The sequence below is a fragment of the Methylobacterium nigriterrae genome (assembly GCF_037106235.1).
In the GTDB taxonomy this organism is placed as follows: domain Bacteria; phylum Pseudomonadota; class Alphaproteobacteria; order Rhizobiales; family Beijerinckiaceae; genus Methylobacterium; species Methylobacterium nigriterrae.
Genome location: NZ_JBAWTG010000066.1, coordinates 1 through 26,678, shown reverse-complemented (window position 1 = coordinate 26,678; position 26,678 = coordinate 1). Strand labels below are relative to the sequence as shown.

17 protein-coding genes and 5 pseudogenes are annotated in these 26,678 nt (G+C 62.4%); 10 read left to right on the top strand and 12 right to left on the bottom strand.

Annotation, left to right across the window (positions count from 1 at the left end; all coding sequences use genetic code 11):
* Positions 1 to 88: pseudogene (locus WDW90_RS24635) on the top strand (IS5-like element ISMex42 family transposase); the annotation flags it as partial.
* Between the two features lie 201 nt (positions 89 to 289).
* Here WDW90_RS24635 and WDW90_RS24630 read toward each other — a convergent pair.
* The 4 genes and pseudogenes from WDW90_RS24630 to WDW90_RS24615 all read right to left on the bottom strand — a co-directional run.
* Entirely contained in the window at positions 290 to 1,114 is an 825-nt protein-coding gene (locus tag WDW90_RS24630; protein ID WP_336490117.1) for a class I SAM-dependent methyltransferase, read from the bottom strand.
* Positions 1,115 to 1,164: 50 nt separating this feature from the next.
* Positions 1,165 to 1,776, bottom strand: a pseudogene (locus WDW90_RS24625) (IS630 family transposase); the annotation flags it as partial.
* Positions 1,777 to 2,467: 691 nt separating this feature from the next.
* Positions 2,468 to 3,460, bottom strand: coding sequence for a right-handed parallel beta-helix repeat-containing protein (locus WDW90_RS24620; RefSeq protein ID WP_336490116.1), 993 nt, complete (start codon positions 3,458 to 3,460; stop codon positions 2,468 to 2,470).
* Between the two features lie 904 nt (positions 3,461 to 4,364).
* Positions 4,365 to 5,457 (bottom strand): annotated as a pseudogene (locus WDW90_RS24615) (IS5 family transposase); the annotation flags it as partial.
* 160 nt (positions 5,458 to 5,617) lie between these two features.
* Here WDW90_RS24615 and WDW90_RS24610 point away from each other — a divergent pair.
* On the top strand, positions 5,618 to 5,740 hold the full coding sequence (locus WDW90_RS24610; protein ID WP_336490115.1) for a hypothetical protein: 123 nt from the start codon (positions 5,618 to 5,620) through the stop codon (positions 5,738 to 5,740).
* Positions 5,741 to 6,303: 563 nt separating this feature from the next.
* Here WDW90_RS24610 and WDW90_RS24605 read toward each other — a convergent pair.
* Both WDW90_RS24605 and WDW90_RS24600 read right to left on the bottom strand, forming a co-directional pair.
* A complete protein-coding gene (locus WDW90_RS24605; protein ID WP_336490114.1) occupies positions 6,304 to 7,095 on the bottom strand; it encodes a hypothetical protein in 792 nt (263 codons plus the stop codon).
* A gap of 521 nt (positions 7,096 to 7,616) precedes the next feature.
* Complete coding sequence (locus WDW90_RS24600) at positions 7,617 to 9,011, bottom strand: MATE family efflux transporter (RefSeq protein WP_336490113.1); 1,395 nt, start codon at positions 9,009 to 9,011, stop codon at positions 7,617 to 7,619.
* 617 nt (positions 9,012 to 9,628) lie between these two features.
* On the opposite strand from WDW90_RS24600, the gene WDW90_RS24595 reads away from it, so the two are divergent.
* The 6 genes from WDW90_RS24595 to WDW90_RS24570 all read left to right on the top strand — a co-directional run bounded on the left by WDW90_RS24595 (position 9,629) and on the right by WDW90_RS24570 (position 18,139).
* Positions 9,629 to 10,966 (top strand): nucleotide sugar dehydrogenase, encoded by a 1,338-nt coding sequence (locus WDW90_RS24595; RefSeq protein ID WP_336490118.1) that lies wholly within the window; start codon positions 9,629 to 9,631, stop codon positions 10,964 to 10,966.
* 2 nt (positions 10,967 to 10,968) lie between these two features.
* On the top strand, positions 10,969 to 12,639 hold the full coding sequence (locus tag WDW90_RS24590) for a Gfo/Idh/MocA family oxidoreductase (protein WP_336490112.1): 1,671 nt from the start codon (positions 10,969 to 10,971) through the stop codon (positions 12,637 to 12,639).
* Positions 12,636 to 13,799 carry a DegT/DnrJ/EryC1/StrS family aminotransferase gene (locus tag WDW90_RS24585; RefSeq protein ID WP_336490111.1) on the top strand — a complete coding sequence of 388 codons (1,164 nt, stop codon included), beginning with the start codon at positions 12,636 to 12,638 and terminating at the stop codon, positions 13,797 to 13,799. Before WDW90_RS24590 ends, WDW90_RS24585 begins: the two co-directional genes overlap by 4 nt.
* Positions 13,800 to 13,934: 135 nt before the next feature.
* A complete protein-coding gene (locus tag WDW90_RS24580) occupies positions 13,935 to 15,767 on the top strand; it encodes a Wzz/FepE/Etk N-terminal domain-containing protein (protein ID WP_336490110.1) in 1,833 nt (610 codons plus the stop codon).
* A 134-nt stretch (positions 15,768 to 15,901) separates the two neighbouring features.
* Positions 15,902 to 17,143 carry an O-antigen ligase family protein gene (locus tag WDW90_RS24575; protein ID WP_336490109.1) on the top strand — a complete coding sequence of 414 codons (1,242 nt, stop codon included), beginning with the start codon at positions 15,902 to 15,904 and terminating at the stop codon, positions 17,141 to 17,143.
* A gap of 99 nt (positions 17,144 to 17,242) precedes the next feature.
* Positions 17,243 to 18,139, top strand: a complete 897-nt coding sequence (locus WDW90_RS24570) for a GNAT family N-acetyltransferase (protein WP_336490108.1) — start codon at positions 17,243 to 17,245, stop codon at positions 18,137 to 18,139.
* 450 nt (positions 18,140 to 18,589) lie between these two features.
* Here WDW90_RS24570 and WDW90_RS24565 read toward each other — a convergent pair whose 3' ends face one another.
* The 3 genes from WDW90_RS24565 to WDW90_RS24555 form a co-directional block, all read right to left on the bottom strand.
* Positions 18,590 to 19,750 (bottom strand): GNAT family N-acetyltransferase, encoded by a 1,161-nt coding sequence (locus WDW90_RS24565; RefSeq protein ID WP_336490107.1) that lies wholly within the window; start codon positions 19,748 to 19,750, stop codon positions 18,590 to 18,592.
* 58 nt (positions 19,751 to 19,808) lie between these two features.
* Positions 19,809 to 20,873 carry a glycosyltransferase family 4 protein gene (locus WDW90_RS24560; RefSeq protein ID WP_336490106.1) on the bottom strand — a complete coding sequence of 355 codons (1,065 nt, stop codon included), beginning with the start codon at positions 20,871 to 20,873 and terminating at the stop codon, positions 19,809 to 19,811.
* Between the two features lie 256 nt (positions 20,874 to 21,129).
* The gene (locus WDW90_RS24555) at positions 21,130 to 22,392 is read right to left on the bottom strand and encodes a hypothetical protein (RefSeq protein WP_336490105.1); all 1,263 of its coding nucleotides are present in this window, start codon (positions 22,390 to 22,392) and stop codon (positions 21,130 to 21,132) included.
* A 713-nt stretch (positions 22,393 to 23,105) separates the two neighbouring features.
* Here WDW90_RS24555 and WDW90_RS24550 point away from each other — a divergent pair.
* Positions 23,106 to 23,780, top strand: a complete 675-nt coding sequence (locus WDW90_RS24550) for a response regulator (RefSeq protein ID WP_336490104.1) — start codon at positions 23,106 to 23,108, stop codon at positions 23,778 to 23,780.
* A 49-nt stretch (positions 23,781 to 23,829) separates the two neighbouring features.
* Here the strand turns inward: WDW90_RS24550 and WDW90_RS24545 are convergent.
* A pseudogene (locus tag WDW90_RS24545) lies at positions 23,830 to 24,093 on the bottom strand (IS630 family transposase); the annotation flags it as partial.
* Positions 24,047 to 24,220 (bottom strand): annotated as a pseudogene (locus tag WDW90_RS24540) (IS481 family transposase); the annotation flags it as partial. The pseudogenes WDW90_RS24540 and WDW90_RS24545, both read right to left, overlap by 47 nt.
* A gap of 123 nt (positions 24,221 to 24,343) precedes the next feature.
* Between WDW90_RS24540 and WDW90_RS24535 the strand changes: the two are divergent.
* Positions 24,344 to 25,113 (top strand): IS5 family transposase gene (locus WDW90_RS24535; protein WP_336490102.1). Its coding sequence is split into 2 segments (ribosomal slippage): positions 24,344 to 24,659 and positions 24,659 to 25,113, totalling 771 coding nucleotides; the frame shifts between segments, so codons are not numbered across the junction.
* A gap of 86 nt (positions 25,114 to 25,199) precedes the next feature.
* On the opposite strand, the gene WDW90_RS24530 is transcribed toward WDW90_RS24535, so the two are convergent.
* The gene (locus WDW90_RS24530; RefSeq protein ID WP_336490101.1) at positions 25,200 to 26,534 is read right to left on the bottom strand and encodes an IS1182 family transposase; all 1,335 of its coding nucleotides are present in this window, start codon (positions 26,532 to 26,534) and stop codon (positions 25,200 to 25,202) included.
* Positions 26,535 to 26,678 lie beyond the last annotated feature (144 nt).

The following is a 26,678-nucleotide window of genomic DNA, read 5'->3' as shown; positions in this document are numbered from 1 at the left end:
TGCCATCGCAACCCGCTACGAGAAGACAGCTTCAAGCTTCATGGGCGTTCTCTCGCTCGCAGCCGCTCTGGACTGGCTCAAGAGCTAACAGGCCGTAGAACGTTCCGTGAGACCGCATCATATTGGAACGACCAAGGAGCAGCGTCCCGAAGGGACTGTCCCCAGATGATGCGTGTGCTCCTCGTTCCCACCAAAGCGGAAATCGTACTGCTGAGGGCATTATGAAAATTGACAGCGCAGTGCCTCCAGAGCTGCTTGAGATGCAGTCAAGACAATTAGCCAGACATCATTACACGCGAGTACGCTGTTCCACAGCTTCATAGACGACGACGGGGAGAGGGCATGCGAAATAAAGCTTAGCTTTATCTAGCAGGTTAAAAGGATTCCTCTTGCGCAAAAATCCAGAACTTTCCATTAGTTCGATTGATCTATTTCTTACAGTTGGATTTACGTAGATTAGATGTATGCTTTTTCCTGAAGAATAGTATGCGTTTCTTAGATTGCTAAGCACCTCTTTAAGAAGTTCCGATTTAAATGCATCAAAAATACAAACTACCAGATCATGACATGGAAAATTAAAGCTCCTGACATCCGCAAGCAAAAAATCAACGTCTGCGCATTTTTGTTGTTTAGAGTGGTAACTCTCACGATTCTTGATCGCTTGTGAATGCAAATTTTCTGCAAATTCGACGCCTATTATTTTCCTGAAATTGAAATCTGACGCGATCAGAGCGCAGCGACCCATTCCCGATCCAAGATCGATAAATACATGTCTGCTATAGTCGTTTCTAATTCGCCGCAAGGCTACCTGTAGAGCATCTACAGGCGCGGGCTCGTACCACAGGCTCTGGTTTGTATCGGAGGAGCCCGCCGCCAACTCCGAAACTGGAATTATTTCTTCGGTATTTATATTGTGAGACCTATCAAAAATCTCTCCTGCGCGACGCCATCGGTGCTTTCGCCAATCATTAATAAGTTTCAGGAGCGCAACACGGATTGTTCCACCGAGTCCGTTGCTGGCGAGGCTTTTGAGGATCTTATCTCGCCAAGCAAGGGCGGATATGAGAGCTTTTTGCCGGCTCGAATTTGCTCGGGGAGTGTTTAAGTCAGACATGAGCGGCAGTTTATATCCCTATCTTATTTCCGATAAATAAGCATTGTGACTTAGATCTTATGGACTATGCTCCCATACCAATCGGTGTTGATCAACCGATAGGCCCAATCGTGCAGACCGATGGGCATGATCTTCCAGGACTGGTTGATGAGGCGGTTCCAGGCCTCGCAGCAGCGATCGACAATGCCGTTGTAGGAGGCGTAGATCCAGCTGCCGAGCCGGTTCGGCGCAGGAACTGCCAGACCGCCACCACTGGATTGAGCTCGGGCGCACAGGGTGGCAGCGGCAGCAAGGTGATGTTGTCGGGCACGACGAGGTGGTGGGCGCCGTGCCAGCCGGCGCCGTCGAGGGTCAGCACAGCATGGGCGCGCGGCGCGACGCTGCGGCTGATCTCGGCCAAGTGCAGGCTCATCGCCCCGCTATCGCAGCGGGGCAAGACGAGGCCGGCGCCCTTGCCTTTCTTGGGATGGATCGCCCCGAAGATGTCGGCGTAGGCCGTGCGTTGATCCTTGGGTGCCGACGGGCGGCTGCCATGACGGGTGCAAGCGGCGCGGCGGGGTGTTCTTCTGGCCGACGCGGGCTTCGTCCTGCCACCACAGCTCGATGGCTGTTCCAAGCGGCTGGCCCGCGCGGATCGTGCTCACAGTGGCGGGCAGGCTTTTTTGAATGCCACCAAAGCAGTTGGTCGGCTGGACGTGGGTATCGAGCGAGAACCCGTGGGATAGAGCACCCTAATCTCGTTGCCGTGGACCCATCATCTGCTTCGACTCACGTCGTTGAGCGCAAGTGAATCACCGCAAAATTATCGCCGCAACAGCTGAGTTTTTCAACAGAAGCGGCGCATAGCTGAACAGCCCAAACCCGAACTGCTGCCACCTTGCAGATCTTGAACGATCGCGTTCAACACGCGCTTTAAAGGGAGGAAGCGGGCCCTCGAAACCCGAGCATGTCACGATATCAAACCCGGCGCCGAGCCACTTCAATGGCTCATCGCCGAGTTTGATTCCGCTGGCGAATTCGCTTCAGGATTGCCGAAGCGATTACCGAGCTTGCGAAGACCCCACCCGGTGCCCTTCATCCAAGCGCTTCAACTCGGCGCTTCGGCTGCGAGGGAGCCGACAAAATCGAAATTGCCAGCGGTATTAAGCTCGGTGATGAACTAGTGCCCTGACACCATCAAAACGTACAGTGCTGAGTGAGCTTTCGCTCGTGTTCACAGCGAGTTGGACACCGAGCACGTGGTGCGTTCGTCCCCGTCTGTGCACTAGTTCAAACGGGGTGGATCATGGTGTCGCCCGAGTTTCGCGCGCGAGAGCTAGATCGGCTCTCGCACGCCTTAATCGGAATCTCAGGCTATATGTGCCACTCGTATGCGCCGAGGTCCGGGGCGACGCCGCGGGCGACGCCATCCATGTCCACGGTAACGCCGGCGGCGATGCCGGTGTTGATGGCGGGGGAGCCCGCCGCGAGGTGGACGTTGTCGGCTGAGTAGTTCATGAAGTGTGGGTCGCCGGTGATGTCATTGGTGTGTGCCATGCCGGACTGCAGATTGTAGTTGGTCCCGTTGCCGACAGCCATGTTGTGGTCGACGACGTTCTGCGTCCCCACGCTGCCCATGTCGCCAATGCCGATCTCGTTGGCGTAGGCGATGTTGTCGACCACCCGGATGTTGTTGGCAGGCGTCGAGGTTCCGTACCAGTCCCCCGCCCCGAAGCCGATCCCGTAACCATTGTCGTAGACGGTGTTGTTGGCGATCGTGACATCGTGGACGTCGTGCCACAGCGAGATGCCCATGCCGGCGACGTTGTAGACCACGTTGTTCACCACGGAGCCCGTATCCTGGTGATAGATGCCCTGGAAGAACGTGGCGCCGCCGATGTCGTGGACGCTGTTGCCGATGGCATTCTGGTCGGTGTGGCCGTAGTAGCCGCCGCCCAGGATGATGCCGCCGCCGCCCTGGCTGTCGTCCACACCGACTTGATTGATGTGGTGCACCTCGTTGCTGACTGCGCTCGAATGCGCGCCGCTGAGGTAAATGCCATTGCGGACTGAGGGGCTGGCGCTGCCGTCGATGTCGAAGCCCTTGATGGTGACGTAGGCGCCGTCGTCCCACCACAGGACCGAGGTCTCCCCAGACGGCTTGATCACCGCCCCTCCGGGAACATCGGAGACGTAGACAATCGGGGCTGCCGCCGTTCCATCCGTACGGCTGTGGATCGCTTCGGCATAGGTCCCGGGGGCCACATGCACCGTCGTGCCGGGGGTCGCCGCGTCCGCGGCCGCCTGTATCGTCCGGAAAGGCGCGTCCGCCGTGCCCGAATTGGCGTCGTTCCCGCTCGTTGACACGTAAAGATTATGAAGGCTCGAAGCAGTGCTGGTCCCCGATGTCACTGGAGCCGTGGTGCTCGCAGCGGCGGTGTTCGTTGTCTCCGTGCTCGAACTGGTGTCGGCGGTCGTTGCCGTATTGGTAGTCGTAGGCGTAGTTGTATTGGAATAGGTCCTGTGTCCGTGATGAGCTCTCATTGCACCTAATCTTCGATATGTTTCAGGAAATGTCGCACGGGGCGCACGCGGGCCTCCCGTGAGTTGCAGCGCTCCTCGGCCCCGGACGACGGATGTCGTCCGGGTCGGGATGGTCTCGATTTGCTTTGACGGGTCGTTCAGGGGCCGCCGGCGCTGCCGAACGGTTTCCTGCCCGCGAGGGCGCAGTCTTGCAGTCGATCCAAGCCGGTGCGGCTATCGAGCGTCGTATGGCGCACGAGATGTCAATTCTCGCGCGGTCAAAACACTCGACAATCGCTCAAATCTGCCGGCCATCGGAGTTCCTTTCGCCTAGTCTTTATTATTGCGATAATAAAATCGCATTCAATACTGATTTATTCTTGAGCTGGGCAGGAGGTCTGTTTCGCCGTGGATTGAGGCAAGATTGCGGCACAGAGCCGATTTTCCGGCCGGAAGCGTACAAATATTTTGTATTAATTTGTACATACTGCAATCATCGCAACAAAATTTGGTACTAATTGCTACGTAAATTTGATATTCATATTTGTCTACTCGCCGAGGGACGAGATGCCGGAGGCATCTCGCGAATCGCCGCCTGCCGGGCAAGGCGGCGCGACCGGACACCTCGAATTAGCTGGCTGATGGCGGCGGATTGAGCTGGAAATCGCGGGTCTGACTTTCGGATGATCGGATATAGGCAGCTTGAGCGGTGCGGCCCAGTCCGAGTGGAGTCCGTTTCCAGTCCCCAGGCCGTCCTCCCCCCGGACCCGGTGAGCCAGACCGCACGGTTCATGTTGTAGGCGAGGTTGCCAGCCCGATCTTCACCGTGGCCCGAACCAAGCCGATGGTACGCACGATGAGTCCCATCGGTCCCTTCTGATGGCCGAAGACGTGCTCGACCGCCGCGCGGACTTTCGACTTCTCGCCGTTGGCGAGGGCGATGTTCCTCGGCATCGGCTTGCCCGGCGGCTTCTTGCGGTGGATGCGGGATCGAAAGCCGCGGCCCGACAGATGCGCCTCGTTCTGTTTCGAGCGGTAGGCGGTATCGGCCCAGACGTCGCTGGCAGTGTTGGCCTTCGACAGCAGGCTTGGCAGGTGCGCTCCGTCGTGGCGGGCCGCGTCGGTGGCGGTCCAGGTGCGGATCAGCCCGTGGCGGCGGTCGATGCCGACGTGGTTCTTGTAACCGAAGGCCGGCACGGCTGTGTCCACAGGCTTGGCCCCGTCCTCTGCCGGCTTGGTCTTTGACCACTTGATCGTCCAGCGCGCATCCCGGTCCTTCTGTGCGAGCTTGGCGGGTTTGGCCTTCCACGCCTCCGGCACGCACCCGGCCTTCAGATCCGCCTTCTCGGCCTCGGTGTTGCGCTGCTTGGGCGCGGCGACCACGGTCGCGTCGATGATCTGTCCGCCCATCGCCAGGAACCCGGCCGCGCGCAACGCTGCCTCGTAGGCGCACAACAGCACCTGGATCGCAGGCTTGCCCTCGATCTGCACCCGGCTCAACGCCTCGCGGAAGGTCCGGATCGTGTTGGCGTCCGGCACCGAGTCGGACAGCCCGAGCCCGAGGAAGCGCCTGAACGAGAGCCGGTCCTTGATCAGGAACTTGGGTCACGCTCGTCCGAGAGCGAGTGGCTCGCCTGCAGGACCGGCACCTTGAACATGAACACGAGATCGAAGGGAGGGCGGCCGCCCTTCGACCCGTCCGAGCGCGGCACTGCGCGAGCGAGGTCGGGCCTGAATAGCTCGAAGTCGACGATGGTGGCGAACTGCTCCAGCGCGTCGCCCTTAGCCGAGAGATTCTTCAGGCGCGCGTCGACGTCGAAGAACCCGGGCTGACCGCGCATCGAGGCACCTCATCCGTCGCCAGCGCCATCACACCGCAAACCGCCTCAAACCGCGAGGTTTTTGGAGGTGTCCGACTATTCCGCAACGCTGGAAAGGCCGTGGGGCGCCATTGTCGCGCTGCCTGCCGAGCCCGGCTCGCCTGCTCGGCGGGCGCCCGACATGAGCAGAGCGATCGAGGCGACCCGATACCGGTCTCAGGTCGACCTCGCAGCCGGGATCTCGCGGACCTACGAGTGGTATCGTGAGCACGTGTTCGCACGCGCGGAACTCTGCGCAGTGTGAAGGACCGGGATATCCTCGCCTCTCAGCGGCTCATACCGCGGCGCCTATGCATCGACGCGTGCGATGTAGGGTAAGTTTCGGAGGGATGCTTTGTGAGACATACAAGCCGAGGAAATGACCTGCAAGAGACAGAGTAATTAATTCCGTAAGGACCGACGATACGTCGGCGCCGGCATTTGTACGGAAGAAGACAATAAAAATCTCCTAGCGAAGGGTCAGAAAATGCTGAAGAAAGCCAATTATGATCTTGGAGACTGCGTGATATTGAAGATGTGCATGATACTAATATTGCATCACAATTGGCATTCCAAAAAATACGCGTATACGCAACTCAATTGTGTCGGAAAAGCCTCCTGTCTAATGGGCAGAAAAATATTTCGTTTACAAACATCCCATGCTTATTTATGCCAACAGAATCAGCAGAGCATTTATTTCATCAAAAGATTTTAATGAAGACAGCTAAAAACGTTATTTAATCCACTACACATGCCGATGCAAGCAGAGAGCGCCGGCCGGACACCTCATGAGCAGCAATCTTGCAATCGGCTGCACCTGCATAAGCTTTAAGCATGATATTTTACACCTTCGCAAATTCGTGCGAGATCTTCGCGCAAATTCAGCAATCGATTGACTCGCCATTGACGCGGATGAACCAAGATGCGGATGAACCGTGCGCCTCGAGTGACCGCTGCCTCAGGGGATTCTGGACTCCACATGATCGGCAATTCACGATCAATAATACGCGCGTCGATTAAGTTTTCTACCTCTTTGTCATAGGCTTCCACAATAATATTTAGCTCTTTTCGCAAGTTTAAATCGATAATTTCAGTATTTGCCATTTTAAGAAAGCGATTAGCAAAGTCGCCGTGGGAAGCAATTGTGCGTGGCGTGAAGCCACATATGTCTGAGAAACGGTAAAAATTTGCTCGAAATTCAGACCGTATCATGCTCATGTATGGAAGGACCTGCGCTCTTGTTCTTAGGCGCAGTCGCTTCGCAATTGTCGCAAGCTCCTCGTAATGATACCCAACTTCTGCACCGGTCTCGCGGACGGCTTTGACAATCTCGTGATCGGCTGTTGAAAGGCGGAAGTAATAAGTCGATTGCACCCCCGCCCGGCACTCCTCTTCGCGCATCGCAAGAGCTGTGACTGGGTCTGTATCAACATCGTTCCTAAGGATGCAAATGCGTTCTCTCAATCCATCGCCAAGTCGCGCGGTACTGATCAATTCCGGTATCGTAACGAACTCATAACCTTGTCTCCTAATACATCTAATGCATTCTCCATATTCGCTAATACGCGACGGCATGGCGAAGTTCTGATACATACGCCAGTAAAAATTCGAAACCAGCATAAAATATTCTCTTTTCGCACAGAGGGAATCGGCTGCCTACATGAATGAAACGGTAGCGCAGAGGTGCGTTCGAAATGCCGTCATCTTGCGCCTCTGTAGCCTCGAAGAGTGCTGACTTCGCGGTGCCGTCCATGGAACTCGAAGCTTACACGAGTACTCTCGCATTGTCTGTAGAATTTGTAAAGCGCCGACAAAATTTGCGGGTCGAGGTGATGGTTGCCTTTGGCAATCACATCAATTGGATATGCGTTAATATGTGGGTTTAAAACTGACTATTGCGTCCGAGCCGCTTTGTTTGTATTAAACTCCGCGCATCATCTGCTGCCTCAAGGCATACCTTGAGTCCTATCAGATCAAGTTCGATCGACGGATGATGTTGCGCCACAGCATTCGGTGCGGCCCGCTTCCGTGCGGCCACGTCTTCCCATGGACGAGGTCGGGCCGAAGATCGCTGCAGCCGACTGAGAGATGGCCACCCAAGCCAAGTGACGTCAATCCGGAGCCCGGCCTCAGCGTCGCGATCACGCAGCACGGGCGCGGTGCTTCGGGAGCCTCAGGGATGCATCTGCCCTGCCGATGCTCTTGGCCGTGAGGGTCAGGATGAAGGCCGCCGATGCCCCGACAATGGCCGCGCAGAAGGGTAACCCCACTCGCGAGCCGAGCATCCCTTCGCTGAGTACCGCGATGGTCCACATCACGGCCGTCGCCAAGAGGAGGACGAGGAAGGCTGCGCAGGCGTAGCGCATGCCGAGTCGAGTGACCCGGTAGGCGAGGACGAGCCAGAGAACCGAGTGCGCCATCTCCGTGATCGAGATGATGGCGATGGCAGCCGTGGGGCTGACGCTCACGACGAACAGGACGGCCAACACTGAAACCAGCGCTACGTCGCCGGCCAACTGCAGCACGGCGTCCGCCCTCTGCCGTCCGGCCACATCCAGCAACCGCCCCTGCCAGCCCGCGATCGCGAGAAAGGCACACCGGGCCGCAATCCACGGCACGAGGGGAGCGATATCCAGCCACCGCTCCCCGAGCAGCAGCAGCGTGATCTCTCGCGGGTAGCCGGAGACGAAGCCGAGGGCGATCCCCGCCATGGTCGCCACGCCGGCGGTCAGAGCTAACAGCATCCGCCGGGAGGCGGCGAGCCCGCTACCCTGGCAGAGATGCGGGAACACGACCTGGCTCATCGACCCGGTGACCACGAAGACCGCGCCCAGAAAGATCTGCCGGACTGAGAAGACGCCGCCGAGCAGGCTCAGCGAGAATGCGCTGGTGATGTAGATCAACCGCGCCCTGTCGGACACTTGGGAGCTGAGCGTGAGCGGCAATGAGTAAAGCGGATAGACACGATACTGTCTCAGCAGCGCGATCACGCGACGAACCTTGCCGAGGCGACCGCCTCGGAAGAGGCCGGAGGCGGCGCAACCGGCCAGGACTATGCCGGTCGCAACCAACAATCCCGCGGTGTTTCCCCACACGAGTGCTCCCAGGGACGGCGATCCGACGAGCGCGGCAGTGACGACCCAGACGGCCGTGATTACGCTTCCCCCCACCTGCGTCCAGGCAATGACGGCGAAGCGCTTCTTTCGCTGTAACCAGGCTGAGCACGCCACATTGAGTGTTAGGGCGGCGACATGGAGGAGGACAGGTACTCGCACCTCCACCACCACGTGGCCCGGGACGACGTTGGCGAGCAGGCTCGGAAGCGCGAACACAAGGAAAACGAGCCCGGAGTATCCGAAGCAGGCGATAGCGAGCAGGCCGCAAAGGATGCTGCGCGCAGAGCGATCCCGGGCGGCAAGGACGACGGCGATCTCGTAGCGGAGCGTGAGCACGGGCTGCACCAGGGCGACGAAACCGATGGCGAGAGCGAGCCCCCCCAGATCGTTCCTGTCGTAGTAGCGGGCGGCGAAGAGCAACGTTAGGAATGAGATTGCGCGGGAGCTCGTGGCTCCCAGCAATGAAACGGCCAGATGCTTGACGAGCCCCGCCCACATTGGAAGAACCCCGTTTTCGTCTCACCGGCAGAGAGCGTCGCGAGCCTGAACTCCGGTTTAGCTTAGCTGCCCCAGAAGCGACGGATGCCACCAGCCGCCCTGCCGAGGCGCCGCTCGCCAAGAGTGTCAGCATGTCCCGCAGCGGCGACGCTCGAACTTTGCTCGCAAGGGTGCCCGAAACGAACCCTGTGATACGTACTAGTTCGAACGGCTTAAGGCTCGAGTGGACGTTTACACCGGCACCGGTGGAAGGGATTGTTCAACGCGAAAATCAGATTCGACCAAAGTATTAGGAGCGCCAACATCGAGCCGGTCACAGGGCAGATACCAACCCGCATTCCGTACGGTCGTTGGCGGTGGAGCTCTCGATCCTCCTATCCGGAACGAAACTGAACTGAGCTCTCAACCGACCGGCCTGGCTTCCACGAAATCCATGGTCGAACTCGGGTCGTGCAAAGCGTCTGAGGAGAACACCGTTGCGCCCGTCCCTCAACCAACTTCCGTCGCCCGCGCATCTGCAGAGCGTCGCCTTCCCGCCGATCGGACCGTCGCTGGCGGAGAACCTCGCAAGCCGGATCGCGGCTCGTGAGGCCGGCATCGGCGTCATCGGAATGGGCTATGTGGGCCTGCCGCTCGCGCGAACGGCAGCCGAGCAAGGGTTCGAAGTCGTCGGGCTCGACATCGACCGACGCAAGGTCAAGGCCCTGAACGCAGGGCGATCCTACATCAGCCATATCTCGTCGGAGTCCCTGGCCGACTTGCGCAAGGGCAGGCGATTCTCGGCAACCTCGGACTTCGCGCGCCTGGCCGAACTCGACGTCGTAATCGTCTGTGTGCCGACGCCCCTCAACCGGCACCGCGAACCGGATCTCTCGTTCATTGTCTCCACCGCGCAGCGTATCCGCCGCCACCTGCGGCGGGGGCAGCTGATCATCCTCGAGTCGACAACGTATCCCGGGACGACGAACGACGTCCTGAAGCCCATCCTTGAGTCGAGCGGGCTCGATTCCGGCGTCGATTTCTTCCTCGCCTACTCGCCGGAGCGGGAGGATCCGGGAAATCAGGATCAATCGACCGCGAAAATTCCTAAGGTCGTCGGCGGGGACGGCTCGACGGCTCTCGATCTGGCCGCCGCCGTGTACGGCGCCCTTGTCAGCAAGGTTGTCCGCGTTTCCTCGCCGGAGACGGCTGAGGCCGCAAAGCTAACGGAGAACATCTTCCGCGCCGTCAACATCGCGCTCGCGAACGAACTCAAGCTCGTCTTCGAGCCGATGAAGATCGACATCTGGGAAGTCATCGAGGCGGCGAAGACGAAGCCCTTCGGCTTCATGCCCTTCTACCCGGGCCCCGGGCTCGGCGGCCACTGCATCCCCATCGACCCGTTCTACCTGACCTGGAAGGCGCGTGAATTCGGGGTCCCGACTCGGTTCATCGAACTTGCGGGGGAAATCAACGACTCAATGCCCCGGTTCGTGATCGAGCGGCTCAGCAAGGCCCTCGACCAGAGTGCAAGGCGCGGCCTCAACGGCGCCAGCGTCCTGGTGGTTGGACTCGCCTACAAAAAGAACGTTGACGACATGCGCGAGAGCCCGTCCCTGCGGATCATCGACCTGATCGAGGGGCGAGGTGGGCGGGCAGACTACTACGATCCGTTCATCCCGGAGATCCCCTCCACCCGGGATCATGCGGAGCTGGCGGGACGCAGATCGATCGGCTGGGAGCGATCCGAGATCGAGCGATACGACGCCGTGATAATCGTGACTGATCACGACGGGATCGACTACGCAGAGCTGTCGCGATCCGCTAAGCTCATTGTCGACACCCGGAACGCGATCGAGCGGGCCGGCGTGTGCAAAGCGCGCGTCTTCAAGGCCTGACCATGACAGGAAGCGTGCAGATGCGTGACGTCGCCTTCGCTGGGGCGCTACCGGGCACAGGCACTGCGGCAGCCGCCCCGGGAGCGTGGCTCTCGTCCCCGCCGGGCCTCGCACTTCCACCCGTACGCGTGGGAGTTGTCGGGTGCGGCTATTGGGGAAAGAACCTCGTCAGAACGCTCGCTGAACTCGGCGCCCTCGAGGCCGTGGTGGACGCCGACCGAGAAACGGCTCGGAAACTCGGATCCGCTCACGGTGGGCGCCTCCTCGCTTACGATGAGGCACTCTCGGACCCCGAGGTCACGGCGGTGGCGATCGCGGCGCCGGCGGCGCTGCATTTCGATCTCGCCATGAGGGCCATCGACGCGGGCAAGCACGTCTTCGTCGAGAAGCCGATCGCGCTGGACGTCCGCCACGCCGAGACGCTGGTAAAGGCTGCGCAGGCCGCCTCGCGCGTGCTCATGGTCGGCCACCTCCTGCAGTACCACGATGGCTATAGGGCCGTGCTGGACTTGGTCCGGGCCGGGGCCGTCGGTGCAATTCGGTGCGTCTCGTCGCGCCGCCTCTCATTGGGTAAGGTGCGGCAGGAGGAGAACGTCCTGTGGAGCTTCGCTCCGCACGACATCTCGATGGTGCTCGGCCTCGTCGCGGAAGAACCGGAATCGGTCGCGGCCTCGGGTGGATCCGTGCTCTCCCACTCCATCGACGACGTGTGCCATTTGGAGATGGGATTTGCTTCCGGCGTCCAGGCGCGGGTCGAGGTGTGCTGGATTCATCCTCGGAAGGAGCAGCGCCTCACCGTCATCGGCGAGCAAGGGGCGGTCGTGTTCGACGACGTCGCGCCGGCCCACGAAAAGGTCACCCTCTACCCCTTCGAGGTGGAGTGGACGGCAGGTGTCCCGACACCACGGAACACAGGCGCCATTTCCGTCCCCGTTCCGGTCGGTGAGCCGCTCAAGAACGAGATGCGACACTTCCTCGAATGCTGTCGCACGGGCTCCCGGCCGCTCACCGACGGGGCCGAGGCCATGCGGGTCCTTTCCGTCCTCGAACGGGCCAGTGCCGCCTGCTTCCGACCGGTCGCGCGCCGAGAGGCAGCCTCGGCCGGGCCCCGGGCCCCGGTCCACGAGACTGCGTTCGTCGACGACGGCGTGACCATCGGGGAGGGTTCCAGGATCTGGCACTTCAGCCACATCCTGAGCGGGACGAGCATCGGCCGGAACGTCGTCATCGGCCAGAACGTCATGATCGGCCCCGATGTCCGCGTCGGTGATGGCGTCAAGATCCAGAACAACGTGTCGGTCTACAAGGGAGTGACCCTCGAGGACGAGGTGTTCTGCGGGCCCTCCTGCGTCTTCACCAACGTGCTGAACCCCAGGGCGGCGATCGAACGCAAGGACGAGTTCCGCGAGACTCTGGTCCAGCGCGGAGCCACGATCGGAGCCAACGCGACGGTGGTGTGCGGGCACAGGATCGGCCGTTACGCGCTGATCTCGGCCGGCGCGGTCGTGACCAAGGACGTACCGGATTTTGCTCTCGTGGCCGGCGTGCCCGCGCGGCGGATCGGCTGGGTCTCTAGGACCGGGCGCCGGCTCGGAAAAGACTTGGTCTGTCCCGAAACGGGGGAACGGTACCGGGTCACCCCTCAAGGCAATCTCGCGGAGGCGACACTATGAGCCGCTCATTCGGGATCGACACGACGCCAATGCCATTCGTCGATCTCGCAGCGCAGCGCCGCCGGCTCGGAGCGAAGATCGACGATGCGATTCTGCGGATCATCGAGCGGGGCGACTTCATCATGGGGGTTGAGGTGGCCCGGCTTGAGGAGCAACTGGCAGCGTTCTGCGGAGCGAAGAAAGCCGTTGCCTGCGCCAACGGGACCGATGCGCTCGGCCTGGCCCTTATGGCCCTCAAGTTGCGGCCCGGAGAGGCCGTGCTGTGTCCGAGCTTCACCTTCGCCGCCACCGCCGAGGTGGTCGCCTGGTTCGGGGCAGTCCCGGTCTTCGTCGACGTCCGGCCAGACACCTACAACATGGATCCGGCCAGCCTCGAGGCGGGAATCGCCACCGCTGCCGAGCTCGGCTTGAGGCCGGTCGGCGTCATACCGGTCGATCTCTTCGGGCAGCCTGCGGATTACGAGAAACTGCTGCCGATCGCCGAAGCCAATGGACTCTGGGTGCTCTGTGACGCGGCCCAGTCCTTCGGCGCCACTCATATCATCGGGAAAGTGGGGACGATTGGGGTGGCCACGGCCGTCTCCTTCTTCCCGGCGAAACCCCTCGGCTGCTACGGCGACGGCGGGGTCATTCTCACCGACGACGATGAGCTCGCTGCGACGATGCGGTCTCTGAGCGTGCACGGTCAGGGCGCCGACAAGTACGACAATGTTCGGGCCGGCATGAACAGCCGCCTGGATACGATCCAGGCCGCCATTCTCCTCGAGAAGCTCACTATCTTCCAGGACGAGATCGAGGCCAGGGACCGGGTGGCGGCACGCTATACTGCTTCCCTGTCGGATTTGGTTTCTACGCCGAGTGTCCTCAGCGGATGCCGCTCCGCCTGGGCCCAGTACACGGTTCGGGTCCCATCGGATCGCCGCGCCGAGACGATGCAGTTCCTGAAGGACCGAGGCATTCCGAGCGCGATCTACTACCCCAAGCCGCTCCACCGGCAGGAAGCGTACGGATCTTATCCGGTGGCGCGGACGGGCCTGCCCATCACCGAAGCACTCGCCGGTGACGTCCTCTCTCTGCCCATGCACCCGTACCTGGAGTTGGAAGCTCAGGACAGGATCGTCGAAGCCATGCGGGCCGCTCTGTCGAGGCTCGCAGCTTGAAGCGAAACGCCGCAAACAATCTCGCGGCGAGGGTCGCGCTCCGCCGGCGGATCGGTGCCGGAGCCGCTTCCGGCTTACTCGCGTTGAAGCGCCAGTGGCGCGAAAAGCATGCTGTATAGCAGGAACATCACGAGCGTGCGGTCGCCGACGGAACGCGACCTCGCCGTTTCCGGCGGCGAGGTCGCGTTCCGGGACATACTCGGGTTTCTGTGGCGACAGCGCTTCGCCATTGCGTCAGTAATCGTAGTCTCGCTCGCTCTGGCGTTGGTTTATGTTCTCACGGCGACGTCTCGCTACACGGGAAGCGCCCTCGTCCTCATCGAGCCGCAGATCGCCCGTCAGCTCCAGGGCAGGCAAACCACGAACGAGACGGCCGTTGAGAGCTCCATCATCGACAGTCAGGTCGAGATCGCACAGTCAGCCAGAGTGCTGTCCAAGGTCATTTCCGACCTTGATCTGAGCGCGGATCCGGCCTTCATCGGCGCAGTGCGAAGTTGGTGGCAACCGCTCGTCGCCCCTGCCGCAACGCCGGTGGCACGCTGGCTGCTCGACAGCCGCTGGAAGGCGGCCGGCGAGTACATCGTGCCCCTGACCGATCTCGGCACACTGACCGCGGCGTCCCCGGACGAGCAGCGGGTGCGGATCCTGCAGAAGTTCCGGCGCGATCTCGACGTGCGCAGGCTTGGGCTCACCCATGTGCTCCGCATCAGCTTCACGGCAGTCGATCCCGCCAGGGCAGAGCGAATCGCCGAGGCGGTCGCAGCCACTTATGTCACGGACGAGCTGCGCGCCAGGTTCGAATCCGCCGAACTCGTCCGCGTTTGGCTCGGGGGCAGGCTGGAGGAGCTCCGGAACCAAGCCCAGGCCGCCGAACTGGCCGTCCAGCAGAAACGAAACGAGAACAGCCTCGCCGCTGGGCAGGCGCAGATCACGCTGCGCGACTTGGAGCGAGAAGCCCGCACCTCACAGGCTGTCTACGAAGCTTTCCTACTGCGGTCCAAGGAGGCCTTCCAGCAACAATCGTTCCCGATATCGGAGGCTCGCATCATCAGCCATGCCGAGCGGCCTTTGAGCCGGAGTTCACCGCCCTCGACCATGATCCTCGGCGGAGCCATGTGCTTCGGTGTGCTCGCGGGCATCGCCCTGGGGATCGCACGCGAGCGGAGCGACCGGACCTTTCGAACGAGTGAGCAGGTCGAGCGCATGATCGGCATCGGTTGCCTCGGCGTCATACCGCGGGTGTCCTGGGCCGAGTGCGAGGCCAACAATCTCCGCGTCGGCAGCCTGCTGCCGGTGACAGTGCGCGCGGAGCGCCGCCGGCAGTTCCCGCGGGCAGCCTCGCTGGCGGACGCGTCGCGGCGGGCCCTGCTCGGGTTGGAGATCGCTCGCCTGGAGCGCGGAGCGCGCGTTATCGGAATCGTGGGCACCTTGCCAGGAGATGGGGCCACCACCGTGGCTGCGAGCCTCGCACAAGCCGCTATGCGAATAGGACAGTCCGTATTGCTGATCGATGCCCGTGGCCATCAGCCCCCACCGAAGGGGACTGCTCCCGACGCTTCGGTCGGCGGCGCGCTGACGGACGGGCGTGACATCGAGGACGCCATCCGGCAGGTCCCCGGCACCACCCTGTCCATTCTGACCTGTGGCGCCCCGGCCGTGGGAAGCCGCAGCGACGTTCTGAACTCCCCGAAGCTCAAGAATTTCCTGGACGAGGCGGCGGAGACTTACGATCTCGTTCTGGTCGATCTGGCGCCCCTCGGGAACGCAGCCGATGCTCGCGCGATCGCGCCGCTCCTCGACGTCTTCGTCCTCGTCATCCAGTGGGGTCGGACTCCGCGTGCGACCATACTACGAGCGCTCGGCGCGTCCGACTTCGTCTACCAACGGATCCTTGGCTTCATCTTGAACAAGGCCGACGCCGGGGCGGTCCGGGGCTATGAGCGCGACGGAGCTCCGCCGGCGACCTGAGCTGGGAGAAGCGTCGTCGCGAACACTCGTTGGCAGAAGGTGACCCGGATCTTGGCCGCATGTCGTCGATGATTGCTGCGAGAGACCACATCCATCTTCTCCGCGGGCGAGCCCCGAGCGCCCGGAGTAGAATCGTGACCTCGTCCGTGATCGCCATTCTCTTTGCCGCATTCGTGAACCAGGGCGTCGTGTACTATGTGCAGCAGTTCCTGTTCGGGATCGACGGCTCGAGCCCCTGGCCGGTCGTCATCGCGACCAGTGCGACGACCCTGGCGGCGGCGGTCTTCTCGACCCTGACTGAGAAGTTCCTTCGGGTGGCGCTGGCTCTGGTATTTCTCGATGCCGCCTACGCCGCCACTTACGCCTACTCGCCTTCGGGCAACTACGGCCTGATGAAGGCGGGGTTGACCATGCTCGTTCCTGCCCTGTGCGCAACAGCAGGCTATCTGATGAGCCGCGACGGTCGGCTCCGCCTGTATCTGGCCTCCTGCGCAGTCCTGGCCGGCTTGGCCGGGGCGGCCTTCCTGCTCAACAATCACAACCCCGAGCTTTTCGCGCAAAGCGATCGGACGGGGAGCGGCACTTACCACCCGATCCTCATCACCTATCAAAATTTCGCTTTCGCGATGGCGCTCGGCGCCGTCTGGGCGGTCGACCGGTTCTCGTCACGGCTGCCGCGGATCGACCTGCTGTCCGGGCTCAGCTTCGTCGCCTTCCTCTATTTCATCCTAGTCTCGGGCGGGCGCCTTGGCCTCCTCATCGTACTCTTGACGGTGATCACCTATACCCTCATGGGGGAGAGGAGCCGCGCGTTGCGCATCAGCCTGATCGCCGTAATCGTCGTAGTGGGCGCCGTCGCCGCCGCGGTGATGAGTCATTTCGCCCTGGAAATCGTGAACGATCGCGACGCCCCGGCGACGCTGAAGCGCTTCGTCACCTACGCCTTCGTGCTGCCCGAGCAGCACTCGCTGAGCCCTCGCGAGATCTTCAGGGGGTTGGCCGTCGAGGTCTTCTGGAGAGCCCCATTTGCCGGGGTGGGCTGGGGCGGCTTCCCGATCTCGGCCGGGTTACCGGATGTGTCCGGATACTATCCGCACAACGTGATCCTCGAGTTGCTGTCAGAAACCGGCCTTCTCGGAACGCTCGCCTTCCTGCTGTTTCAGGGCTGGGTGCTATGGGAGTTCGCACGGGCTCCTGGACGCTTTTCCGAAAAGAACGTGATCTTCATCATCTTCAGTATCGGCCTTTCGTGGGGCATGGTCGGCGGCGACTGGCCGGGAATGCGCGTCCTGTTCCTCGCGATCGGCGCCATGGCCGGATATCCGCCGGGAAGGCTCCGCCCACACGCCTCCGCAACGGCTGGCGATCGGCCGTGAGTCCTCGGTTCGCAGAAACAGCTCGGTGAGAGCCTCATGCCAAGGCCCTACTGCCCACGCGACGCCGAGCCCACGAGCCACACCCTCTTCGAGACGGCCATGTGGCTCGACGCGGTCTGCCCGGGAAGCTGGGACGCCGTCACCATCGAGGAGCGCGGCCATACCCTCGCTCGACTGCCCTATATCCTCAAGGCGTGGGGCGGCTTCAAGGTGCTCTCCGTGCCGATGCTCACCCCGTGGCTCGGGCCCTGGATCGCCCGGGGGACAGGCAAGTACCAGACCGAGCTCGCGCGAGAGCATGACCTGCTGGGAAAGCTGTTTGACAAGCTCCCGGCCGTCGACGCGGCGACAATCCCGGCAGCGCCCGAGCAGATGAACCTGCTGCCCTCGTATTGGCGGGGCTACGACCTCAAGCTCCGGTACACCTATCGTCTCGCGCTTGACCGTCCGCTCGACCTCATATGGCGGGAGGCCAATCAGACCACGCGCGTGAAGGTCCGCAAGGCCTCCGAACGCTTGTCGGTGGCTTCGTCCGAAGACATAGCCCAAGTGGATCGGCTCCTAGCAGCAACATATCGGCGCCAAGGCCTGCCGCCGCCGCGGTTAGCGGCCGTGATCGCCCGCATCCTGGGGTGCCCGTGGCTGGAGGGGCATCGGGAACTGCTCATCGCACGGGATGAACAGGGGCTCGCGCACGCATTCGCCCTCTTGGTCTGGGACGCTCGCCATTCGTTCTACGTCATCGGCGGAGCGGACCCGGGGCTCCGCTCGAGCGGCGCCCAGCCCCTTCTACTGTGGCGCGCCATCGAACGCTCGCACAGTCGTTCGATGGTGTTCGATTTCGAAGGATCGATGAAGGAAGGCATCGAGCGCGCGTTCAGGGATTTTGGCGCTGTCCAGACTCCGTACGTAATAGCGATGCGCCAGCGCACGCTTCTCGGGCTCGGCCATGGCCTGTTCCAGTCCTTGAAGCGAGCCGCGCTCCGCCCGGGATAACTCCCGGTCGGACAGGCATCGCGATCCGTCCGGCCCGAAGGTGAGTTGCATCTCGCGAGCGCCTCTGTAACATATCTCACGGCAAACAAGCATCTTCACGCGCCGGGCGCGTGAAGATGCGCTAAAATGTTATGCTTCCGCACAACCTAGTTCCATCTCCCAGAAGCTTGGCCATTCCCAACACCATCGCGTCTATATCGATGAGGAATGAGACGACCTCAGCTCGTCTTTGGCCAATTTGGCGGGCGGATGAGCGCAGTGAGGTGACGAAGCGGACGTCGTGGCTAGGCTGACGATGTCACTCGCGACAGACACCGCATGCCGCACCTCCCCGCCCGCTTCGCTGGGATCATCCTCACCTCCGCGCCGCTGTTCGCCCAGCGCTCCTGGCGGCACGCGCAGGTCCTTCGGATCGGCGCGATGTCGTCGCAGCGGGGGCACGATCCAGTTCTATGGACGAACTGCGTCAGCTCGCAACGGCCGGAGCTGGACAGCAGCGCGGCTGTACCACGCTCTCCTACTGTACTCGTAAGCCGAGCCCCACGCCGACAGATAGAGATGGCATGTCACGAGGCCGCAGCTTGCGCTCGCGAGCCTTCTTTTCCGATCATCGATCCCGAAATGAAAGTCGTAACTGAGGTGGTTGTCGATCGTCCACTGCAGGACGTGCTTGTCGAGGACGATCCCGGGCGTAAATCTCTTGAATTTCTCGTCGAACGCAATGTGGATGTTTTCGACGAGGGAGCGGTCGACCAAGCTGATCTGTGCCGCGATGATCTCGCCATTGCACGTGAGCGTAAACCCGGCGATGTTCCCAAACGTCTTAAGCCCATCACATGCCTTCATCAGCAAGTTGGCGTAGAGATCCGATTCGATGGTTCTGGAGCGAGCTTTCTTTCGAATGAGCCACTCCTTTTTGCGTTCGAGAGTCCATCGTATGATAGCCTTGGTCTCGTCCGGGCTGCTGCTCTTCCGGAAGGATACCTGACCTTGCTCGCACAACCGCCTGTGCAGACGATCGACTCTCTCGCGTAGACTTTTCCCGCGAGACTTCCAGTAGGACTGCCAGTCGGGATACGCGTCATGCGCCAGCCATGGGGAGGTCTGAGCCGCGACCTGCCGCCACTCGTCCCCGAGCACTGCACGCTCCAGTAGCGACCCGGCCCTGACTCGTTCGAGGCGGATGAAGTCGACCTTGCACCCATCACGTAATTCGCGCCAAGCTCTTGAAGCGATGGCGAAAAGGTCCGGCGCGGGCTCGGCGAGCATGTCCGTGGCATAGTCTTCCGGCGTCGCCAGCGACGTAGCGATGGACCAGAGCCGCCTGTGCCTGGTGACGACCATAGGCCAGACGAGGACCAGGCGACCGCTGCGGCGGACGACGACCGTACGAAGCCGGCCTCCGTTCGGCTGTGCCAGATTGCTCCATACGGACCAAGCCCACTCGAAGCTCTGCGAGAGGCGCGGGTTCTCGGCGCGTCGATAGAGGTCGTCCCACTCAGCTCTGAGGCTGAGGAGGTCGGAGGTGTCCGAGATCACCCGAGCATGCAAGCCGTGCTCAGGCACGAGGCGAAACTCTTTGGGAAAGCGCTGTTTCCATGGTGCCGTCATATTATCCTCCGGTTATAGTGCGTGGAGACCCATGGTCGCGCTGCTACAACGGACTTGCTTAGACTAAAGGCTTCTCCCCGGTCAGCGAGGCGCCGGCGCTTTTTGCGAGCAGGTCTCGATAGAGCCCGATCAAGATGGAGGCCTGGCTTTCCCACGAGTAGAGTCGCCGCGCGGCCGCGCGGCCGCGCTCTCCCATGGCAGCCGCATCCGGGTCGTCGAGAAGCACATTGATGGCTGCCGCAAGGTGTTCCGGCGAGCCCGGAGGAACGCATACGCCGCAGCCATGCGCGTCCATGAAGGTGCGCCAATGCGGCATGTCCGTCGCTACGATCGGAATGCCGGCGATCATATACTCGAACATCTTCACCGGGTACGCTTGCATGAACTGAGGCGTGGGATGCAACGGCATGATGCCGGCCCTGACGCGCCCGAGCAGGTCCGTGACCTGCCGGCGGTTGATCTGTCCCAGGTATCGGACCCGGCTCCAACCTGGGTGACGTTCGAGCTCTGACAAGAGTGCTGGGTGAGAGACGGACCCCGCGAGATAGAGCTCCGCTTCAACATGCTCCATGGCCCGGACTAGGTCTTGAGCGCCACGCGAACTGGTGATGCTGCCGATGTAGCAGACGGCCCGCTCCCGCTCGCTCCATCCACGGGAAGGCACGATCTCCTCGTGGCGCGGGTAGTTCGCCACCACCACTGTCCTCGGCTGACGCATCCCCAGCCGCTTTGAGATGTGGTCGTTGACGGTCACGGCAGCGTCAATCCGCGCGATGCATGTTGCTTCCACGGCGGCCATGGCTCGGCCGGTCATCGGCCGCAGAACTCGCGGGATCCAGTCCTTGTGCGCGACCTGGGCCGGAAGGTCCTCGTGCGCGTCATAGACCACGCGAGCTCCTCCCCGGGCCAGCAGGGGACCGAAAGGCAGGAAATCGGGATCGTGGAAATGGTATAGGTCCGCCTGGGTAGCTCGCGCCGCCCGGAAAGCCGCAAGAGGCCGTCGCGTCATCCGTTCGAGCCGATTGTGGGCACCGACGGTCAGCCCGCGGATGCGGATGTCATCGACGAGGGTGTTTCCGTCATGCGGTCCGACCAGGGTCACTTCGTAACCGGCGTCGCGCAAGGAGCAGCACTCCTTGTGGAATATGCGGGCGTCGTCGACAGAGTGAACCGTCGTGATGTGGCAGACCCGTTGCAACGCAGGCACTCCTCTTGGGCCTCGAGCGCTCGGCCATCCAAGCGGTTGCGGTACCTTGATCGTGTCGGCTCGCTGTGAATCCTGCCTTGCGGACTGCTCCGTCGTGCAGGGCACGAGCCATCTGGCAGCGTCCGCATGCGCACATCACCGCGGCCTCGTCGGCCTCGAGCCGCCGCATTCATCACCGGCTGGACGTTCCTTCTTGAGCGCCTCGCAACAGGGCCGCGAACACGGCGTCGTTGCTGCCGGTGAATCGACCACTGAGACCGAAGAATGGGCGGAACCTATCGACCTCATAGCCGCCCTCCCGAATCTGTGCGTCGGTCGGAAAATAGCCGAAGACATTTCCGAGATATCCGACTGGCCAGAACCCGTGCTGCTGCACCGCCGCCGCATACTCGGCCGACACCTCGGCATTCACCATGAAGAGCCGCAAGTTGTTGCAGACGGAAACGATCCGAGCCTCGCACGTGCCCTCGTCGGAGCCGCCGTCGAACAGTGACGAGAGGGGCGCGTCCACAGCTCCGACGCGAATGGCCGTCGCCGGAACCGCATTGTTCCGAGCGGCGGCGGCGACCACTCCAGCGATGCCCGACGCAACGTCGGCGGCCCAGTCCTCCCACTCCCGGAGCGTCGGGACCATGAATACGGGCCCCCTCAGCAGCCGACGAGCAAGCTTCCTCGCCGTGAGGCGCTGCTTGATGTGAGCGCAGATATCACCGGCGAACCCTTGCAAGAAGAGGACAGGGATGTTGCCAAGAGCAGACCTTACCGCACCTCGCACGAAGCCGATATAATCCGCCGAGATACGGCCTATTGCCGGGCGGTGCGACGGGTGGCAGGCCCATGACACGATCGCGCATGCAACCGAGTCGTCCGCCCTGCGAAGCACGGCAGCCCGGCACATCGGCGCGCGCTCGGCGGACGGGTTCGGCCCATTGATTATCCCGTACAGTTGAACGCGGCGCGCGGACAGGAAAGGGCGGCGGACCCGCAAGCGGCGCCCGACACTCCCATTGATTTCGTTGGACGCGGTCGAAACCATCGGTCCGGAAGCGAGGCGGCCGAAAGCGCGCTCCGCGGCCGAGGTCAGGCGCTGGAGCACCTCCGAGTACCAAGCCAAATCCACTGCGCCCAACGACGGCTTGCCCCGGTCGAGCATGGGAGCCGAATGCGTGTGAGTCGCCAGGGCGACGACCTCGGTACGGTTGCCACGATCGGCCAGACGATGCTCGAGATCATAAGCTAGGTCTGGCCCGGTAAAGAGAGTATCGATTGAAACTAAGAGCACCGAGTGCTGGCCGTCATCTATCAATGCTAGGTTCGCTTCGAGCTTGTCGTCTACCCCGGTCGAGCGGACGGGGCCGCTTCGCGACCAGAAGCCGCCGAGCACCACATCACGGCTGGGAGTGATGTCAGCGGTGGTAGCAGAGACGCGGATCAATGTTCTTCCTGACCTGAACCCGTCGCAGAAACACGCTCGATTGGTGGAGACTAGCACCTCCCGAGGAAGCCGCAAGTAGATGGTCGATCGTCCCCGCCGTTCCTGACGATCTGGTCCGATCCGACTAGTTTGTACGCATAAAACCGTTGCTTTCGACCTCTATCTTGGGACCGGGAATCTTGAGTAGCGGCGAACCCATGTGCCGGAGGTCTGGCGCCGCAGGTTTACATGCACGATAACGCATGTTAGGTTTCAAGTGAGATACGTGCATTTCAATGACCCAAAAGTACCAGTTCTGAGTAGGTATGGAGCGTGTCAACGTGCGCACGGGCAACCGGCGCGCCCCGGTATCCGCCTTGAAGGAGGGCACGAAGTCCTGATCGGAGTTCGGGATCAGTTCACGGATTACCGAGACCTGTCGCGCGCATCTGATGGGCCGCGTGAGGCCAGATCGCCGTCTGAGCTGCTGAGGATGGGGGTGACCGCAAAGGCACACTCGGGGCGATCACTCGATCCGCAGGGGTGGGTTGCCGGCGTCGATGGCTGCGGACAGGCCAAGGGTTGATAGGATACCTACTCAGCGCTCGCCCTTCTGCAGCGGACTGGGTCGAATGGCACGGGTCCCCTCCGGCAAGATACAAAAGGAGCGTTCCGGGCCCCGGAGCTGCGCTGTTTTGGTATAATTTCAATCAACTAGTAGAGGGAGTAGACGAATGGCTAGCGTCCTCCTCGCCGATGACCACGGTCTCTATCGCAAGGGATTGCGCGTCGCACTTTCTGAAAGCATGCGCGAACTCGATCTGCTTGAAGCCGAAAGCTTCGATGAGGCCTGGGCCCTGATCGAGGAGCGTCCCGATATCGATCTCATGTTGCTCGATCTGAACATGCCGGGCCTGACTTCTTTGGTACGGCTCGGGCAGCTTCGGCGGCAGCATCCGCGCACGCGTATCGCCGTGATATCGGCGTCGGATGCCCGGCAGGATATTCTGGCCTGCCTCGGACTAGGCCTGAACGGGTTTATCTCTAAGCTTCAGCCAGACGCCGAGATAGTCAGCGCCGTCTCGGACATCCTTCGAGGACGGATCTATGTCACCTCGCTATTGGCCCGCCCAGTCGAGGCCGGGGCCGCCAGGGTCACCGACGGCGCTCGGGGGCCGGAGATGGATATCGAGTTCGCGAAGCTGACGCCACGGCAGCAGGACGTCCTGTGTCTCCTCGCGCGCGGACAATCGAACAAGGAGATCGCGCGCACGCTCAGGATCGCGGAAGCGACCACCAAGATCCATACAGCCGCTCTGCTAAAAGTCCTAGGCGTCCGCAACAGAACCGAGGCCGCCCTAGCCGCGCGGAGCCTCGTGAGAGAGGCGGGGTCGGTACGCCGATGTTGATGTATGGTCGGCCACTGATATCAACCCTCTTTAATCAGCACTCATGAACCTAGGCGCGTCGGCCGATGGAGATGATGTGCCAGGGCTCGTCGATGAGCCTGTTCCAAGCATGGCGGCAGTGATCGACGATGTTGCCGTAGGAGGCGAAGACCTGGTAGCCGAGCCAGTTCCGGCGTACGAACTGCCACACCGCCTCGACCGGGTTCAACTCAGGCGAGCGCGCCGGCAGCGGCAGCAGAGTGACGTTGCCGGACACCACAAGCTTCTTGGTGAGGTCCCATCCGCGCATCCGCGCTGGTCTGGCGTGAGCGCCACTTCTGCACCGTCGTGGGGCTGATGCCGTAGCCCTTGGGGGCGGACCTTACGCTCTCTTGACGAGCTTGGATTGCCCGACGGAGCGTCTCAGTCGTCGTGGCGCTGCCGTGGAGAACCTGTCCCATAGCGCGTCCCTCCATGCGGCATCAATTGTACCACCACACAGCGGGACGAAACATCTACGGCCTGTGATCGCTTGAACCACCCGATGCGGTGAGCGTTTCGCCTCTCCTGGACGAGGAGGAGCGATGCTGTCGGACGCGCAATGGGCCGAGCTGGAGCCGCTGGTGGAAGCCTGCCGGCCGAAGGGCAAGACGCCGCCCCAGGATCTGCGCTGCACCGTCTCGGCCATCCTCTGGCGCCATCAGAACGGAGCCAAGTGGCGCGCCGTGCCAGCTGAACTCGGACCCTGGTGGCGTGCCGCTCAGGTCTTCATCCGGTGGGCACGTACCGGCGTCTGGGAGCGGCTCCTCAGCCTCGTTCAGGAGCGCGGCGTGCAGCTCGGCATGGTGTTCCTCGACGGCACCAGCGTGCGCGCTCACCAGAAGGCGGCTGGAGCCGCGCGAAGGGGGGATCTCAAGCTGAGCGAGACCATCGTGAGGCGCTTGGCCGCTCTCGTGGCGGCTATGGGACCAAGGCTTGCGTGATCGCCGATGGCGCGGGTCGCGCCATCGCCTTCCGGATCGCGCCTGGGCAAGCGCATGAGCTGCCTCAGGCCATCCCGCTCATCGATCAGCTGCCGGGCGTGCCGAGATGGGTGGTAGCCGACCGCGGCTACACCAGCCATCGCTTCCGCGAGCACATCTGGGGCATGGGGGCACGGCCTGCGATCCCGCCGCAGCGGCATGAGGCTCCTGTCGCTTGCCCGGAGTGGATCTACAACAACCGCAACCGGGTCGAGCGTCTCTGGGCGCGATTGAAGGAGTGGCGCGCTGTTGCCACGCGCTACGAGAAGACCGCCACCAGCTTCGCCGGTGTCCTCTGCATTGCCGCCGCACTCGACTGGCTCAAGCCATAACAGGCCGTAGGAGCCCGTCCGAGTAACGGGGTTTGAAGCCGGGGGAGAGGGGGCGGGACCGGCGCCGATGAGGGCGGACAGCGGGCTCAACGGTCGGCCTGTGCCAGCTTCAACAGGTTGTGGGCGGTGCAGATCATCGCCCACTCGCCCCGGACCTGCTCAAGCCCTCTCATCAGGAACTGTCGGAAGCCTCGGGCCTGCTTGATCTGCCCGAACACCGGCTCGACGACCTGCTTCCTGAGGCGATAGCGACTGCGGCGGCCAGCCCGTTTCAGGCGGGCGGCCATCGCGCTCATCAACAGCATCTTGGTCAGCCTCCGGCGGCCGGCCGCATCCGCCTCGCCGTGTCGCGCCCGGCCCGGAGCGAGGTAGCCCGTGATGCCCCGCTCCTTGAGCGCGACGAGGTTCGCCTCGTTGGCAAACCCGGCATCGCCCGAGACCTCCCGCGGCTTGCGCCTGAGATGAGCGCGGACCCCGTCCACAAGCGGCACGAGGGCGCGGTAGTCGGCCGAGTTGGTCACGAGGCGGTGCGCGACGATCACCTGATGCGCGGCGTCGACCGCGATCTGACCGTTGTAGCCCTGCACGAAGCCGTCGCGCGTGGGCAGGATCCGGCTGTCCGGGTCGGTGAAGTTGCGCTGCGCCCGGTCGGGCGGATTGCCGTCTTCACCGCGCAGTGGCCGACCCTGCCAACGCATGCCCGACGAGGCACCCGGCCCGTTCTCGTCCTCCGGATCGGGCGGATCTGCGGCCTCCGCTTCCAGCGCGGCCTTGGCGGCGCGGATTGCTTCCAGCCGTCGCTGCTTGTCGGCCATCCAGTCCGGCGTTTCGTCGCCCCGACGGCCGGCACCGTGAGCCTGATCCTCCGCCGCGTCAGCCTCGCGCGCGCGCTCCAGCCAAGCGTCCACCTCGGCCGCCAGGGCCGGCGCGGCCGTCTTCATCCGCCCGTAGCTCATCGCTTTGTGGCGCGAGGCGTTCGCCTTCAGCTTAGTGCCATCCACCGCCACGTGAGCGAACTCGACGAGACCGGCCGCCCGACACAGGCGCAGCACCTGCACGAACAGGTCCGACAGGGCCACGAGGTGGCGCTTGCGGAAGTCGGCGATGGTGCGGAAATCAGGTTGGTTCAGGCCGGTCACCGCCATGACGTCGACCCGCTCCTCGCAGGCGCGGGCGAGCTGGCGCGAGGAGTACAGGCCGCGGCTGTAGCCGTAGAGCAGGAGCGCCACCATCATGCCGGGATGGTAGGGCGGGTAGCCGCGCTCCTCGGTGTAGGTGTCGAGAATGGCCGAGAGGTCGAGCGCCTCTCGCACCGTGTCGCGCACGAAATGCGCCATATGCCCGGGCGGCACGAACTCGTGCAGCGAGGGCGGCAGCAGCCAGCCCTGATCAACGTCCCAGGGGCGAAACACCTTGGCCATGAGCCGAGTGAATCATCCCGCAGCCTCGTCGTCGAGACACTTACTCGGACAGATGGGGTGATTGGGGTCAGGCCGCGGTTCGGCTGAAGGCGGCTGCTCCTGTCGAGATGTGAGATCGTGGTCGACGTCGGATCGCCACACGCA

Excerpts from the sequence above, each read along its gene's own strand:
- WDW90_RS24590 (WP_336490112.1), top strand. The coding sequence starts at position 10,969 with ATGACAGGAAGCGTGCAGATGCGTGACGTCGCCTTCGCTGGGGCGCTA.
- WDW90_RS24530 (WP_336490101.1), bottom strand. The coding sequence starts at position 26,534 with ATGGCCAAGGTGTTTCGCCCCTGGGACGTTGATCAGGGCTGGCTGCTG.
- WDW90_RS24585 (WP_336490111.1), top strand. The coding sequence starts at position 12,636 with ATGAGCCGCTCATTCGGGATCGACACGACGCCAATGCCATTCGTCGAT.
- WDW90_RS24565 (WP_336490107.1), bottom strand. The coding sequence starts at position 19,750 with ATGACGGCACCATGGAAACAGCGCTTTCCCAAAGAGTTTCGCCTCGTG.
- WDW90_RS24570 (WP_336490108.1), top strand. The coding sequence starts at position 17,243 with ATGTGGCTCGACGCGGTCTGCCCGGGAAGCTGGGACGCCGTCACCATC.
- WDW90_RS24610 (WP_336490115.1), top strand. The coding sequence starts at position 5,618 with ATGAGCAGAGCGATCGAGGCGACCCGATACCGGTCTCAGGTCGACCTC.
- WDW90_RS24550 (WP_336490104.1), top strand. The coding sequence starts at position 23,106 with ATGGCTAGCGTCCTCCTCGCCGATGACCACGGTCTCTATCGCAAGGGA.
- WDW90_RS24630 (WP_336490117.1), bottom strand. The coding sequence starts at position 1,114 with ATGTCTGACTTAAACACTCCCCGAGCAAATTCGAGCCGGCAAAAAGCT.
- WDW90_RS24605 (WP_336490114.1), bottom strand. The coding sequence starts at position 7,095 with ATGCTGGTTTCGAATTTTTACTGGCGTATGTATCAGAACTTCGCCATG.